The organism is Streptomyces sp. TSRI0107 (genome assembly GCF_001905845.1).
In the GTDB taxonomy this organism is placed as follows: domain Bacteria; phylum Actinomycetota; class Actinomycetes; order Streptomycetales; family Streptomycetaceae; genus Streptomyces.
On sequence record NZ_LIVZ01000003.1, the window covers coordinates 687,875 to 700,681 of the forward strand.

General features: G+C 72.3%; 14 protein-coding genes. 7 read left to right on the top strand and 7 right to left on the bottom strand.

All coding sequences use genetic code 11. The features are described 5' to 3' along the window. Positions 1 to 426: 426 nt before the first annotated feature. The gene (locus tag AMK31_RS10035) at positions 427 to 1,392 is read right to left on the bottom strand and encodes a pirin family protein (protein WP_073940038.1); all 966 of its coding nucleotides are present in this window, start codon (positions 1,390 to 1,392) and stop codon (positions 427 to 429) included. Positions 1,393 to 1,544: 152 nt separating this feature from the next. Here AMK31_RS10035 and AMK31_RS10040 point away from each other — a divergent pair, with 152 nt between their 5' ends. From AMK31_RS10040 to AMK31_RS10050, 3 genes are read left to right on the top strand one after another with little or no spacing between them, the layout of a single operon-like run. Further along, positions 1,545 to 2,036 (top strand): MarR family winged helix-turn-helix transcriptional regulator, encoded by a 492-nt coding sequence (locus AMK31_RS10040; RefSeq protein WP_073940039.1) that lies wholly within the window; start codon positions 1,545 to 1,547, stop codon positions 2,034 to 2,036. Beyond that, a complete protein-coding gene (locus AMK31_RS10045) occupies positions 2,033 to 2,476 on the top strand; it encodes a MarR family transcriptional regulator (protein ID WP_073940040.1) in 444 nt (147 codons plus the stop codon). The genes AMK31_RS10040 and AMK31_RS10045 overlap by 4 nt, the downstream gene beginning before the upstream one ends. 50 nt (positions 2,477 to 2,526) lie before the next feature. After that, positions 2,527 to 2,874: a tetratricopeptide repeat protein gene (locus tag AMK31_RS10050; protein WP_073940041.1), complete on the top strand. Its 348-nt coding sequence runs from the start codon at positions 2,527 to 2,529 to the stop codon at positions 2,872 to 2,874. A gap of 79 nt (positions 2,875 to 2,953) precedes the next feature. On the opposite strand, the gene AMK31_RS10055 is transcribed toward AMK31_RS10050, so the two are convergent. Further along, entirely contained in the window at positions 2,954 to 4,354 is a 1,401-nt protein-coding gene (locus tag AMK31_RS10055) for a PepSY-associated TM helix domain-containing protein (RefSeq protein ID WP_073940042.1), read from the bottom strand. A 128-nt stretch (positions 4,355 to 4,482) separates the two neighbouring features. Between AMK31_RS10055 and AMK31_RS10060 the strand changes: the two genes are divergently transcribed. Next, the gene (locus AMK31_RS10060; RefSeq protein ID WP_073940043.1) at positions 4,483 to 5,130 is read left to right on the top strand and encodes a peptide deformylase; all 648 of its coding nucleotides are present in this window, start codon (positions 4,483 to 4,485) and stop codon (positions 5,128 to 5,130) included. A 32-nt stretch (positions 5,131 to 5,162) separates the two neighbouring features. On the opposite strand, the gene AMK31_RS10065 is transcribed toward AMK31_RS10060, so the two are convergent. Further along, positions 5,163 to 6,596: a dihydrolipoyl dehydrogenase family protein gene (locus AMK31_RS10065; RefSeq protein WP_073940044.1), complete on the bottom strand. Its 1,434-nt coding sequence runs from the start codon at positions 6,594 to 6,596 to the stop codon at positions 5,163 to 5,165. A gap of 157 nt (positions 6,597 to 6,753) precedes the next feature. Between AMK31_RS10065 and trxA the strand changes: the two genes are divergently transcribed. Beyond that, a complete protein-coding gene (gene trxA / locus AMK31_RS10070) occupies positions 6,754 to 7,140 on the top strand; it encodes a thioredoxin (protein WP_073940045.1) in 387 nt (128 codons plus the stop codon). Positions 7,141 to 7,233: 93 nt separating this feature from the next. Here trxA and AMK31_RS10075 read toward each other — a convergent pair whose 3' ends face one another. Together AMK31_RS10075 and AMK31_RS10080 are read right to left on the bottom strand one after the other, a co-directional pair. Continuing rightward, positions 7,234 to 8,259 carry a LacI family DNA-binding transcriptional regulator gene (locus AMK31_RS10075; protein WP_073940046.1) on the bottom strand — a complete coding sequence of 342 codons (1,026 nt, stop codon included), beginning with the start codon at positions 8,257 to 8,259 and terminating at the stop codon, positions 7,234 to 7,236. A 117-nt stretch (positions 8,260 to 8,376) separates the two neighbouring features. Continuing rightward, the gene (locus AMK31_RS10080; protein ID WP_073940047.1) at positions 8,377 to 9,069 is read right to left on the bottom strand and encodes a TetR/AcrR family transcriptional regulator; all 693 of its coding nucleotides are present in this window, start codon (positions 9,067 to 9,069) and stop codon (positions 8,377 to 8,379) included. A gap of 116 nt (positions 9,070 to 9,185) precedes the next feature. On the opposite strand from AMK31_RS10080, the gene AMK31_RS10085 reads away from it, so the two are divergent. Then, complete coding sequence (locus tag AMK31_RS10085) at positions 9,186 to 9,743, top strand: NAD(P)H-dependent oxidoreductase (RefSeq protein WP_073940048.1); 558 nt, start codon at positions 9,186 to 9,188, stop codon at positions 9,741 to 9,743. Positions 9,744 to 9,899: 156 nt separating this feature from the next. Beyond that, positions 9,900 to 10,913, top strand: a complete 1,014-nt coding sequence (locus AMK31_RS10090; RefSeq protein ID WP_073940049.1) for an FkbM family methyltransferase — start codon at positions 9,900 to 9,902, stop codon at positions 10,911 to 10,913. Here AMK31_RS10090 and AMK31_RS10095 read toward each other — a convergent pair. Together AMK31_RS10095 and AMK31_RS10100 are read right to left on the bottom strand one after the other, a co-directional pair. Beyond that, entirely contained in the window at positions 10,906 to 11,877 is a 972-nt protein-coding gene (locus tag AMK31_RS10095) for a TerC family protein (RefSeq protein WP_073940050.1), read from the bottom strand. The two genes, AMK31_RS10090 and AMK31_RS10095, sit on opposite strands and share 8 nt — an antisense overlap. Before the next feature lie 40 nt (positions 11,878 to 11,917). Beyond that, the gene (locus AMK31_RS10100; protein ID WP_073940051.1) at positions 11,918 to 12,805 is read right to left on the bottom strand and encodes a methylenetetrahydrofolate reductase; all 888 of its coding nucleotides are present in this window, start codon (positions 12,803 to 12,805) and stop codon (positions 11,918 to 11,920) included. Positions 12,806 to 12,807: the final 2 nt, after the last annotated feature.

The window sequence follows — 12,807 nt, forward strand, 5'->3', positions numbered from 1 at the left end:
AGCCCCGGCACAGCGTCGCCCTCCAAGTGGCTGCGCGCCAAGAGAGCTCACCGCTTCGACCGTGCATCTGTCAGATTCCGACAGGACGACAGGGGGGAGCACCGAGTTTGGCTATCCGGGTGGGTTCAGTCACCCATCAAGCCCGTGCTCGCCCGGTGGCTGTCCAATGTGCATCGCCCTCCGTCCCACCGGCCGCCTCGACACGAACCCCTGCCAACTATCTGAGCACGCGTCAGTAGAGTGACCAAAGGGTTAGCAAGTGTCCTGCCACAGCCACCCACACACTGACACATCGTGGAAAGGCGCAGCGCAGCGCAGCGGGCTAGCAGCATGCCAAGCTTCCTTCGCAGACGCGGTGGGACACAAGGAGCCGGCGCACAACGACGGGGCGTCCACCGTCATCCACCCAACCACCATTTGTGGAGGTCAACGCGCCCTTCCCCGCAGCTTCAGCGGAGTCGCCGGTAGCTCGGGAGCAGGCAGAGGATCCCCGTTGTACCCCCTCACCTCTCCGAATCGTGACCCTTCCGTCCAGTCCCGCCGCGCCTGCGCGATCTCCTCCTGCGACCGGCCGATCCAGTTCCAGAACATGATCAGTTCCTCCTCGAACGGCTCGCCGCCCAGCAGCATCAGGCCGGCGTCCGACTCGGCGCGCAGCGGGAGTTCGGTGCGGCCGCAGCCGAGGTAGAGCATGGAGCCGGGGAGGACGGGGACGCCGTCGACGTGGGCCTCGCCGGACATGGAGAGGACCGCGTACTCGAAGTCCGGCTCCAGCGGCAGGCGTACGTCCGTGCCGCGGGTGAGGGTGAGGTCGGCGCCGACGATCGGGGTGTACGCGGTGCCGGGCGAGGTCGCGCCGTCGAGGTCGCCGAGGATCAGGGTGGCCGTCAGGCCGGGTGCCGTGACCACCGGAAGGTCCGCGTGGTGTTCGAAGTGCGGGTCCGTGTGGCGGTGGGCGTCCGGGAGGGCGACCCAGAGCTGGGCTCCGTGCAGGAAGCGGGCGTGTGAGCGGGGGCTCTCCTCGGAGTGGCTGATGGCGCGGCCGGAGGTCATCAGGCCCAGTTCGCGCGGCCGGATCGTCTGCAGGCTGCCGGTCGAGTCGCGGTGCAGGACCTCGCCCTGGTGCAGCCAGCTGACGGTCTGCAGCCCCATGTGCGGGTGGGGCGGCACCTGCATGCCGGGCTCGTCGGCGATGTCGTCGGGTCCGTAGTGATCGACGAAGCACCACGCGCCGACCATCCGGCGGCCCAGGTTGGGCAGCAGCCGGCGGACCTCGGTCGACTCGCCGAGCCGGACGCGGCGCGGGCTGAGGAGTTCGCGTACGGGTTCCGCCACCACGAATCCGCGGCCGCCGCAGACGGCGGGGACGGCTTCCCGATCGAGATTGCTCATGGCGGACAAACTAGCCCTGCGGGCGTCGTCCCGGCAGTCCCTTGTCCCTCCTGTCAGCCCCTCGTGCGCGGCCGGGGTGCCCGTGCACCCAGTCCGGCACCCAGTCCAGAAAATAGTAGCCATGACTATAGTCGCCATGTACTGTATTCGTCATGAGTACGGCATCCGAGGGCCCCACGCCCGGTTTCCTGGTCTGGCGGCTGTCCATGAAGTGGCGCGTGGCGGTCGACCGCGCGGTGGCGCCGCTGGGGCTGACACACGCGCAGTACTCGCTGGTGGCCTCGCTGCACGGCATGCAGCGCGCCGGCGAGCGCCCCAGTCAGCGCCGGCTGGCCGACCGCACCGGACTGGAACCGCTCTACGTCTCGAAGCTGGCGCGCGCCCTGGAGTCCGCCGGACTCATCGAACGCACCCGGGACCCGCGCGACCCGCGTGCCGTGCAACTGGCGCTCACCGACGAAGGGCGGGACGTCACCCGCAAGGCGATCGACGTCGTCCAGGGGCTGCTGCGTCAGCTGCTGGAACCCCTCGGCGGCATCGACAGCGCACGCGCCCGGGAGTTCACCCGCGATCTCACCACCCTGCTCGACGCACCGCTTGATCCATCCACCGACCACGCCGAGAACAAGCAGGAGCAGTCATGACCACCACCGCAGCACCCCTCGCCGACAGCCGCTCCCTCGCCCTGGCGCACTACGCCGCCCGCGCGGTCCTGGAAACCGTCCTGGCCAGGCACGACCTCGACTTCCAGGAGTCGGTGACACTGCGGGCGGTCGCCGTCGCCGACGGCTTGGTCGACCGCGAGACCGTCGTCGGCTACGTCACCGGAAGCCTGAAGGCCGACCCGGCGGACGCCGAGCGCACCCTGGACGGGCTGGCCGCGAAGGCACTGGTCGAGCCCGAGGGGTCCGCCGTGCGCGTCACGGAGGCCGGTCGCGCGCTGTACGCCACGGTCTCCGCCGAGACCGGGGAGATCTCCGCCCGGGTCTACGCCGGCATCCCCACGGAGGACCTGGCCGCCGCCGGGCGGGTGCTCAGCCTGATCACGGAGCGGGCGAACACGGAACTGGCCCGGATGAAGTAGTGGAATGTTTAACCATCTGGCGTGGTTGTAGCGCGCGAAGGAGGTCACCAGTGGAGACCACGTACTACGACCACGGAACGCAGGCGGAGCGCTGGGAGCGCGCGCGAATGTTCTTCGACGCCAAGGACTACGCCGCCGCCGCGCGCGTCCTGGACGGGCTCGTCGAGGAGGAGCCGGAGCAGACCGCTCCGCGTCTGCTGCTGGCCCGCGCCTACTACCACTCGGCCCAGCTGCGCCGCGCCGAGGCCGAGCTGCGGGTCATCGTGGAGCGCGACCCTGTCGAGCACTACGCCCGGCTGATGCTGGGCCGCACCCTCCAGCGCCAGGGGCGTCAGGAGGAGGCCGAGCCGCATCTGCGGATCGCCTCCGCGCTGGCGGGTGACTTCGACCAGATCTGAGCACCCCCGAAGTTGCGCGTACGGGCCCGGCTCCCCCCTGCGGAGCCGGGCCCGTCCTTCTCACTGGGGTACCGCGCGGCTACTTCGCCGCGTACGTCCGCCGTCCCCGCCGGTGCGCCACCTCCCCCAGGACGATGTCCACGGCCAGGAACGCGGCCAGCGGGATGCCGAGGAGCGGGACGAAGTAGCCGACGACGGCGACGACGGCCAGCAGCGGGACGAGGATCTGCGGGGGCACCTGCGCCCAGGCGCCGCGCGGGATGGGGCGGCCGAAGGCGGAGCCGCGGCCGCGCTGCCACCACATGCGGTAACCCCACAGGATCAGGACGATCAGGGACAGCGCGAGCAGCATCAGGGCGATCTGGTTGACCAGTCCGAACAGGGAGCCGGAGTGCAGGTCGATCCCCCAGCGGGTCAGCTTGGCCAGGACCGGATAGTCGGCGAAGCGCAGCACGTCCAGGACCTCCCCGGTGGCCGGGTCGATCGCCACGGAGTCCTGCTTCGTGGGCCAGCCGCGCTGCACCTGCTTGACGACGTACGCGGACGAGGCGTCGGCGGGCGGCTGGATCTCCACGGGGTCGGTCAGCCCCTTGGAACGCGCAGCGGCGAGCACCTTGTCGAGCCCGACGCCGGCCGCGGCCGGGTCGGTGCCGGAGGAGGCCGCGCCGCCGTGCTCACCGTGGTCGCCGCCGGCCGCCGCCGAGACGGACGGGGTGGCGCCGCCGAGCGAGGTGCGCAGTTCGTCGATGTTGGCCCCGGCGTACGCCGACCAGGTCAGGCCGGTCGCGGAGAGGAAGATGAAGCCGGCCGCGGCCCAGGCGCCGACGGTGCCGTGCAGTCCGAGGGTGCGGCGGCGCCCGCTGGTGCCGCGCAGCTTGCGCTGGGTGCGGCGGCGGGAGAACCAGAGTGCCAGGCCGCCGGCCGCGATCACCCACAGCCAGCTCGCGGCCAGTTCGCTGTAGAGGCGGCCGGTCTCGCCGAGGTGCAGATCGCGGTGGAGTTCGTCGATCCACGTGCGCAGCGGGAGCGCGCCGGTCGAGCCGTACTGTTCGAGCGCGCCCTCCACCTTCGCGGTGTACGGGTCGACGAAGACGGCCAGCGTGTGGTCGGGGTCGACGCCGGGGACGTCGGAGAGCAGCACCCTGGTGGTGGCGTCGTCCTCCAGGGAGGGCCGTACGGCGGTGACCGTGCCCTCGGGGTGGGCCTCGCGGGCGGCGGCGACCTGCTCGGAGATCGGCAGCTTGGCGTCGCCGACGGGGACGGTCAGCTCGTCGGCGTACACGATCTTCTCGGCCTGGAAGGACCCGGCGTACAGCAGCCCGGTGACGGCGGCGACGAGCAGGAACGGGGCGACGAGCAGGCCGGCGTAGAAGTGCAGGCGCAGGATCAGCGGGCGCAGCGGCGCCCAGCCTCTGGACGGCGCGGCCGGCGGGGCCGACCGGGACGCCTCGTCCTTGGGGGGCGAGGGAGCGGTGGTCATCGGTGGTGTTCTCCGAAGGGTGGTGTTTCGGCCGTGGTGGTCCAGTAGTCGGTGGGCGACGGCCTCGAGTTCCCCGGCAGTCGAGTGACCTGGGTCACAGTGTCGGTGGGGCGTGGCATGCTGGCGGGATGTCTACTCCCGCTCATCGCCCGCCGCTTGCCGAGCAGGTCGAGGAACTTCTGGCCACGGACGGCCCGTTGCCCATCGTCGCGGCCGGGGATCCGGTGCTGCGCCGGCCGGCCGAGCCGTTCGACGGGCAGCTGGATCCCGCGCTGCTGGCCCGTTTCGTGGCGGCGTTGCGCCGCACCATGCACGCGGCGCCGGGTGTCGGGCTCGCCGCGCCGCAGGTCGGGGTGGCGCTGCGGATCGCGGTCGTCGAGGATCCGGCGCCGGTGCCGGAGGAGGTGCGGCGGGCGCGGGAGCGGACGCCGCAGCCGTTCCGGGTGCTGGTGAACCCCGGGTACGAGCCGGTCGGCGAGGCGCGGGCCGCGTTCTTCGAGGGCTGTCTGAGCGTGCCAGGCTGGCAGGCGGTGGTGGCGCGGCCCGCGCGGGTGCGGCTGACGGGTTCCGACGAGCACGGCCGCGCGGTGGACGAGGTGTTCTCGGGCTGGCCCGCGCGGATCGTGCAGCACGAGACCGACCACCTCGACGGCGTGCTCTACGTCGACCGCGCCGAGCCGCGCTCCCTGGCGTCGAACCAGGCGGTGGTCGAGCGCTGGAACCAGCCGACGCCCGAGGAGGCCGCGCGGGCGCTGGGATTCCGCTTGCCGAAGTAAGTCCCCGGTCGTAGAAGCCAGATGACGGCTGATCAGCTGTCCCGGTACGCCTCCAGCAGGCGCAGCCACACCTCGCTGACCGTCGGATACGACGGGACCGCGTGCCACAGCCGGCTGACCGGGACCTGGCCGGCGACGGCGATCGTGGCCGAGTGGATCAGTTCGCCGACGCCGGGGCCGACGAAGGTGACCCCGCGCAGGATCTCGTCCTCCACGTCGACGACCATGCGGGCCCGGCCGCGGTAGCCGTCGGCGTACAGTCCGGCTCCGGCGACCGAGGAGAGGTCGACGTCGACCGCGCGGACGCGGTGTCCGGCCTGTTCCGCCTCGGCGAGGGAGAGCCCGACGGCGGCGGCCTCCGGGTCGGTGAAGACGACCTGGGGGACGGCGGCGTGGTCAGCGGTGGCGGCGTGCGCGCCCCACGCGTCGGATTCCAGCGGGGAGGCTCCGGAGGCGCGCGCGGCGATGGCGGCGCCCGCGATCCGGGCCTGGTACTTGCCCTGGTGGGTGAGGAGCGCGCGGTGGTTGACGTCGCCGACGGCGTACAGCCAGTCCGTGCCGGTGACGCGCAGGCTGTCGTCGACGGGCAGCCAGGAGCCGGGCTCCAGGCCGACCGTGTCGAGGCCGAGGTCGTCGGTGCGCGGGGCGCGGCCGGTGGCGAACAGGATCTCGTCGGCCTCGATCCGGTCGCCGCCGTCGGTCACCGCCACCACGGTGCCGTTCTCGCGGCTCACCGACTCCACCGAGGTGCCGGTGCGCACGTCGGTGCCGGCCTCGGCCAGCGCCTCGGCGACCAGTTCCCCGGCGAACGGCTCCATGCGGGAGAGCAGGCCCTTGCCGCGCACCAGCATGGTCACCCGGGAGCCGAGGGCCTGCCAGGCGGTGGCCATCTCGGTGGCGACCACGCCGCCGCCCACCACGATCAGCCGTCCGGGAACGGCCTTCGCGCTGGTGGCCTCGCGGCTGGTCCAGGGCCGTACGTCGGCGAGCCCGGGGAGTCCGGGCAGCTGGGCGCGGCTGCCGGTGCAGACGGCGACGGCGTGCCGGGCGGTCAGGGTGTGCCGGGTGCCGTCGGGTCCGGTGACCGTCACCGTGCGGGGTCCGGCGAGCCGGCCGTGGCCGCGGTAGAGGTCGGCGCCGATGCCGTCCAGCCAGCCGACCTGGCCGTCGTCCTGCCAGTGGGAGGTGTAGTAGTCGCGGTGGGCGAGGACCGCGGGCGCGTCGAGGGGGCCCTGCACCAGCTGGCGCAGACCGGGGACGCGGCGGGCGTCCGCGCGGGCGATGACCGGCCGCAGCAGGGCCTTGCTGGGCATGCACGCCCAGTAGGAACACTCGCCGCCGACCAGCTCGCTCTCCACGACCGCGGTGGTGAGGCCGGCCGCGCGGGTGCGGTCGGCGACGTTCTCCCCCACGGGCCCGGCACCGAGGACCACGACGTCGTACGCGATGGAATCCGTTTCCGTCATGGGGTCAGTCTGGTGGCTGGTGTGCGGCGGGGCCACAGGGGTACGCGCGCGGATACGTGACTGTGCGCGCACGGAATACCTGTCTGTCCGGCGGTGTTGTGCGAACGGCTCGCCCCTGCACCAGGATCGCCCCCCATACCAGGAAGAGGGATACGCCATGAGCGGCACTGTGGAGCTGACCAAGGACAACTTCGACCAGACGGTCACGGACAACGAGTTCGTCCTGATCGACTTCTGGGCGGCCTGGTGCGGTCCGTGCCGGCAGTTCGCGCCGGTCTACGAGAAGGCGGCTCAGGAGAACCCGGACCTGGTGTTCGGCAAGGTGGACACCGAGGCGCAGCCGGAGCTGGCCGCGGCCTTCGGCATCCAGTCGATTCCCACGCTGATGATCGTCCGCGACCAGGTGGCCGTGTTCGCCCAGCCCGGCGCGCTGCCCGAGGCGGCCCTGGCGGATGTCATCGGGCAGGCCCGCAAGCTCGACATGGACGCGGTCCGCAAGGCGGTCGCCGAGCAGCAGGCCCGGTCGGAGCAGGACGGGCAGTGACGCCCCGCCCTGCGCCCGGCTCTTCTCAACCGATCCCGATCCCGGTCCCGGTCCCGGTCCCGATCGCGTTTCCGATATCGATGTGACGCCTGATCAGCTGGAGTCGCGGTGCACCACCGCGGCTCCCAGCACCTCCCGGCTCTCCAGTTCCGCACCCGGGTCGCGTACCGCGCGGTCGACCAGTTCCGCGAGGTCGCGGCCCGAGGGCAGTTCGATGTGGACGGTGCTGAGCCGGGGCCGCAGCAACCGCCCGATCATCAGGTCGTCGGCGCCGATCACGGCCGTGTCGTCCGGGAGCGCGACACCCTCGTCCTGAAGCGCGCGCATGAGCAGCATGGCGTACTCGTCGTTGTACGCGAACACCCCGTCGAGGCCGAGGTCCCGCCAGCGTGCGGCGAGCCGGGCCGCGGCCTCCTCCTCGTAGGCGAGGGGCAGCTCGGTCACGGTCGCGTCGGTGCCGCGAACGGACTGGCGTACGCCGTCGAGCCGGGGCCGGGAGAAGACCTCCAGGCCGGATTCCCCGGGGACGACGACCCCGATCCGGCGCCGGCCGCGCGCGTACAGATGGGCGCCGGCCGCCCGGCCGACCGCCGCGTGGTCCATGAGCAGGGCGTGGGCGCCCTCGACGGCCTCCGCCCCCAGCGTCACCACGGCGCGGGCGCCGGAGCGCTTGAGCAGGTCCACGCCCTGGGCGCCCAGCTCGGAGCCCGGTACGAGGACGGCGACCGGCCGCAGCTCGGCCCAGGCGCGGGCGGCCTCGTCACCCGTCAGGCCGAGGCTGCCGTACTGCACGACCGTGTAGTCGAGGCGGCCGAGGGCCCACTGCAGTTCGTTGACGAACTGGCTGTAGAGCGGTCCGACCGGGAAGGCCGGTGCGGGCATCAGGACCATCCGGCTGTGCCCGGCCCGCAGGCTGCGCGCCGCCGCGTGCGGTACGTACCCGAGTTCCTTCGCGGCCGCGTGCACCCGCCGCCGGGTGGGCTCGCTGATCCGTACGGCGCTGGTGTTGTTCAGGACATAGGAGACGGTCGCCCGGGAGACGCCGGCCAGCCGGGCCACATCGGCGCTCGTGGGCGCGGGGCGCCGCACGGGCGCGGGCGTTTTCGGTATCTGCACCATGACGACGGCATCTTGGCAGAAGCCCGGCGCGGCGGGAGCGGCACCCCCGCGGGGGTGCCGCGGGGGTGCCGCTCCCGCCGAGCACGCCCCGCGCACGCCCCGCGCTTCGTGCGTGCGTCAGTGGCCGTCGGTCGCGGCCGGCTCGACGCCCGTGACCCGGACTAGCAGGTCGGTCCAGCCGTCCTCCAGGCGCTTCAGGGGCATCCCGCACTGCTTGGTGAGGTGGTGGACCGCGACCGGGTCGAGATAGCCCATCAGCGTCAGTGCGAGCAGTTCGCAGTCCGCGTGGGGGACGATCTGCCGCAGCAGCATCTGGACGTGCCCGCGCAGCAGGCGCCGCGCGGGGGCGGTGAAGCGGCGGTCATGGGCGGGCTCGGCCGCGAGCTGGAGTTCGAGTGCCTCGACCGAGCGGCGCAGCGTCGCGTGGCCGAACGCGTTCAGGCGGTCGATGGGCGGGGCGCCGGGGCCGAGCGGCGGGGGGCCGCTGAGGAAGGCGGCCTGGAACTTGCGCTCGGAGTGGTCGAGCAGCGCGGTCAGCAGGCCGACGCGGTCGCCGAAGCGCCGGAAGACGGTCCCCTTGCCCACCTGTGCGGCCGCGGCCACCGCCTCCATGGTGACGCCGGCCGCGCCGTGCTCCGCGATCAGCCGGCCCGCGGCCTCCAGCAGCCGGGCCCGGTTGCGCGCGGCGTCGGCGCGCAGGCAGGGGTCCTGCCCGGGACCGCCGAGTTCCAGCAACTCGGGCGCTGCGACGGGCTCCTGGGGCGGCGGGAAGGGCGGCAGGGAGGCGGACATGAAGACAGCGTAAAGCATCGGGAATGAAACTGGACCACGGTCCGGTTAACTGCTACAAAATAAACGGACCCCGGTCCGGATGGACCCCGGCCCGCCCGCCCAACCGCTTTTCACTGAGTCATCGGGAGTACCCCATGTCCGTTCGCATCCTCGCGCTCGTCGGCAGCCTCCGCGCCGGTTCGCACAACCGCCAGCTCGCCGAGGCGGCCGTGAAGCACGCTCCCGAGGGCGCCGACGTCCAGATCTTCGAGGGCCTGGCCGAGATCCCGTTCTACAACGAGGACATCGACGTCGAGGGCTCGGTGCCGGCCGCCGCGGTGGCACTGCGGGAGGCCGTGGCCGCCGCCGACGCGCTGCTGCTCGTCACCCCCGAGTACAACGGCACCATGCCGGCCGTGCTGAAGAACGCCATCGACTGGCTGTCCCGCCCGTACGGCGCCGGGGCGATCGTCGGCAAGGCCGTCGCCGTGGCCGGTACCGCGCTCGGCCAGTACGGCGGTGTCTGGGCGCACGACGACACCCGCAAGTCCGTGGGCGTCGCGGGCGGCACGGTGCTGGAGGACGTCAAGCTCTCCATCCCCGGCTCCGCGCAGCGCTTCGCCGACACCCACCCGGCCGACGACGCCGAGGTCGCCGCGCAGCTCACCGAGGTCGTCGCCCGGCTGCACGGCCACACGACCGCCGCTGCCTGACGGCCCACGGCGCCACACCGAGGGGGCCGGAGCGTTCGCTCCGGCCCCCTCGGCCGTACCCGCGACCGGCCACAGCCGCGATCGCCCGGTACCCGCAATCGTTGAAAATCGTTCAATCCGGGGACGTGTTCGCGCCATCTCTGCGAGGGTGGCCCAATGCAGACCCTCTACAGAAGACTGCTCACCCTGCTGCCCCGGCTCGGTCTGAAGGTGATCGACCTCGGCCCCGGGACCGCGGTGGTCTCCCGGCGCGGCGGGCGCACCCGGATCCCCCTGCGACCGGGGGCGGACCTGGTGGCCCGGGACAACGGCCAGTACGCGGTGACGGACGCCGGCAAGGACACCTGGGTCGTCGTGCGGGACCGCTCCGCGCCGGCGGACCGGCAGGCCCGGAAGTGGACCGGCGTGCGGCTCGGCGACACCGGCGCACGGCTGCTGCTGGACCGGCGGGCGATGGCGGACGAACGCCGGGTGCAGCTGGCCGCCGCCGAGTACCTGTGCACCCAGCACGTGGCCGCGATGCTCGATCTGTACCGGGTGAACTGCGTCTTCGACGTCGGCGCCAACGCCGGACAGTACGCCCGGCGGCTGCGCCGGCTCGGCTACACCGGCCGGATCGTCTCCTTCGAACCCACCGCCGACGCCTTCGCCCGGCTGAAGGACGCCGCCCGCGACGACCCCAACTGGCACGTCCACCACTGCGGACTCGGCCGCGAGGACACGGTCAGCACCATCCACACCGGCTGGAACACCATGAACTCGCTGCTGCCGCCCAGCGACTACGGCCGCGACCGCTACCGCCGGTTCGCCACGACCCGCACCGAGCAGATCGAGATCCGGCGGCTGGACGGGGTGATGGAGAAGGCGCTCGACGGCATCGAGGAGCCGCGCCCCTATCTGAAGATGGACACCCAGGGCTACGACCTGGAGGTGTTCGCCGGCGCCGGGGAGCGCGTCGCGGACTTCGTGGGGCTCCAGTCGGAGGTCGCCGTGCTGCGGCTGTACGAGGGCAGCCCGCGGATGAGCGAGGCGATCGCCGTCTACGAGGCCGGCGGCTTCGAGGTGACCGGCATGTACCCGGTGACCCGGGAGGCGGCCACGGGCCGGGTGGTCGAGTTCGACTGCGTGATGATGCGCGCCCAGGCGGCCCCCGAACCGCCCGCTACCTGACCTGGCCGTCCTTCCCCTCCGCCTCCTGCCGTCTGGTCGCGCGCAGGCTGGTGACGGTCGTGACCGCGAGCACGAGCACGATGAAGCCCAGGGAGAAGGGGATGCCGATCTCGGGGACGTGGAACCCGGACTCGTGCAGGGCGTGCAGCACCAGTTTGACGCCGATGAAGCCGAGGATGACCGACAGGCCGTACGTCAGGTGGACCAGCTTCTTCAGCAGGCCGCCGATGAGGAAGTACAGCTGCCGCAGCCCCATGAGGGCGAAGGCGTTGGCGGTGAACACGATGTACGAGTCCTGGGTGAGACCGTAGATCGCCGGGATCGAGTCCAGGGCGAACAGCACGTCGGTGGAGCCGATGGCGAGCATCACGACCAGCATCGGCGTCATGACGCGCTTGCCGTCCTGCCGGATCCACAGCTTGGTGCCGTGGTACCGGTCGGCCACGCCGAAGCGCCGCTCGGCGAACTTGAGCAGCTTGTTCTCCTGGTACTCCTCCTCGTGCTCCTCCTTTCGGGCGTCCTGGATCAGCTTCCAGGCGGTCCAGATCAGGAAGGCGCCGAAGAGGTAGAACACCCACGAGAAGGCGGAGATGAGCGCGGCGCCGACGGCGATGAAGACGGCCCGCAGCACCAGCGCCACCAGTACGCCGACCATCAGCACCCGCTGCTGGTACTGCGGCGGCACCGCGAACTTCGCCATGATCAGGACGAAGACGAAGAGGTTGTCGACACTGAGCGCCTTCTCGGTGACGTAGCCGGCGAAGAACTCCCCCGCCGGTTGCGCGCCGCCGAAGACGCCCAGCCCGATCCCGAAGGCACAGGCCAGCACGACCCACACCACCGTCCAGGTGCCGGCCTCCCGCAGCGACACCTCATGGGGCTTGCGGCCGATGAAGAAGTCGACGGCGATGAGGACGCAGAGGGCCGCGACGGTCAGCAGCCAGACGGTGAGGGAGACGTTCACGGTGGCGCTCCTGGTGCTTGTGGGGCCTGCGTGTGCGGCCTCACAGCATCGTCACAGAGGCCCCGTCCTCCCGCGAGAAACGGGCCGCCCACTCGGATGTCGCCCGCAGCCCGCCGAACGTGTAGAAGTGCACCTTCAGGTCACCGTGGACCGCCGGGTCGTAGCCCTCGCCGAGGGCGCGCAGAAAGCGGTCAGGGCCCGCCGTGCCCATCAGGTTGGTCAGGGAGAACCCGTACTTGCGGGCGATGGAGGCGCTGGTCCCGACGCCGAAGCGGGTGGCGTACGACATCAGCCGCCGGACTCCGGCCGGGCCGGGCACCCCGACCCGGATCGGCAGGTCCACCCCGCGGGCGCGGGTCTCGGCCACCCAGGCGAGCACCGGGTCGGCGTCGAAGCCGAACTGGGTGATCACATGGCCGCCCAGCCGCCGTTCCGCGAGCGCGGCGTGCTTGTCGGTCAGGGCCGACCACAGCACGCCGTCGGCGATGGCGGGGTGGCCCTCGGGGTAGCCGCTGACGCCGACGTGGCGGACGCCGTAGCGCTCCAGCAGTCCGGTGCGGATCACGGAGAGCGCGTCCTCGTACGGGCCCTCCGGGCGGGCCGGGTCACCCCCCACGACGAACAGGTGCTCCCCGACACCGTCCGCCCGCAGTGCCTCCAGGAACTCCTCGAGCGCCGCCCGGGACGGGATACGGCGGGCCGACAGATGCGGGACGGGCAGGAAGCCGAGCCGCTTCACGGCGCGCGCGGCGTCCAGCCGCATCCCCAGGTCCTCGTTGCCGAGGAACGTGACGTTGATCCGGGTGCCCCGCGGGATGAGGTGCCGGGCCTCCTCCAGATGCGGCACGTCCTTGCCGGTCATCTCCAGGGAGAAGTCCTCCAGCAGCGTGGTGCGCACGGCGCGGGCGGCGGTGGGGCCGGGGTTCATCG

Bases quoted from the DNA above. Each gene is read 5' to 3' on its own strand.
- AMK31_RS10035 (WP_073940038.1), bottom strand. From the start codon at position 1,392: ATGAGCAATCTCGATCGGGAAGCCGTCCCCGCCGTCTGCGGCGGCCGC.
- AMK31_RS10040 (WP_073940039.1), top strand. From the start codon at position 1,545: ATGAGTACGGCATCCGAGGGCCCCACGCCCGGTTTCCTGGTCTGGCGG.
- AMK31_RS10045 (WP_073940040.1), top strand. From the start codon at position 2,033: ATGACCACCACCGCAGCACCCCTCGCCGACAGCCGCTCCCTCGCCCTG.
- AMK31_RS10055 (WP_073940042.1), bottom strand. From the start codon at position 4,354: ATGACCACCGCTCCCTCGCCCCCCAAGGACGAGGCGTCCCGGTCGGCC.
- AMK31_RS10060 (WP_073940043.1), top strand. From the start codon at position 4,483: ATGTCTACTCCCGCTCATCGCCCGCCGCTTGCCGAGCAGGTCGAGGAA.
- AMK31_RS10065 (WP_073940044.1), bottom strand. From the start codon at position 6,596: ATGACGGAAACGGATTCCATCGCGTACGACGTCGTGGTCCTCGGTGCC.
- trxA (WP_073940045.1), top strand. From the start codon at position 6,754: ATGAGCGGCACTGTGGAGCTGACCAAGGACAACTTCGACCAGACGGTC.
- AMK31_RS10075 (WP_073940046.1), bottom strand. From the start codon at position 8,259: ATGGTGCAGATACCGAAAACGCCCGCGCCCGTGCGGCGCCCCGCGCCC.
- AMK31_RS10080 (WP_073940047.1), bottom strand. From the start codon at position 9,069: ATGCTTTACGCTGTCTTCATGTCCGCCTCCCTGCCGCCCTTCCCGCCG.
- AMK31_RS10085 (WP_073940048.1), top strand. From the start codon at position 9,186: ATGTCCGTTCGCATCCTCGCGCTCGTCGGCAGCCTCCGCGCCGGTTCG.
- AMK31_RS10090 (WP_073940049.1), top strand. From the start codon at position 9,900: ATGCAGACCCTCTACAGAAGACTGCTCACCCTGCTGCCCCGGCTCGGT.
- AMK31_RS10100 (WP_073940051.1), bottom strand. From the start codon at position 12,805: ATGAACCCCGGCCCCACCGCCGCCCGCGCCGTGCGCACCACGCTGCTG.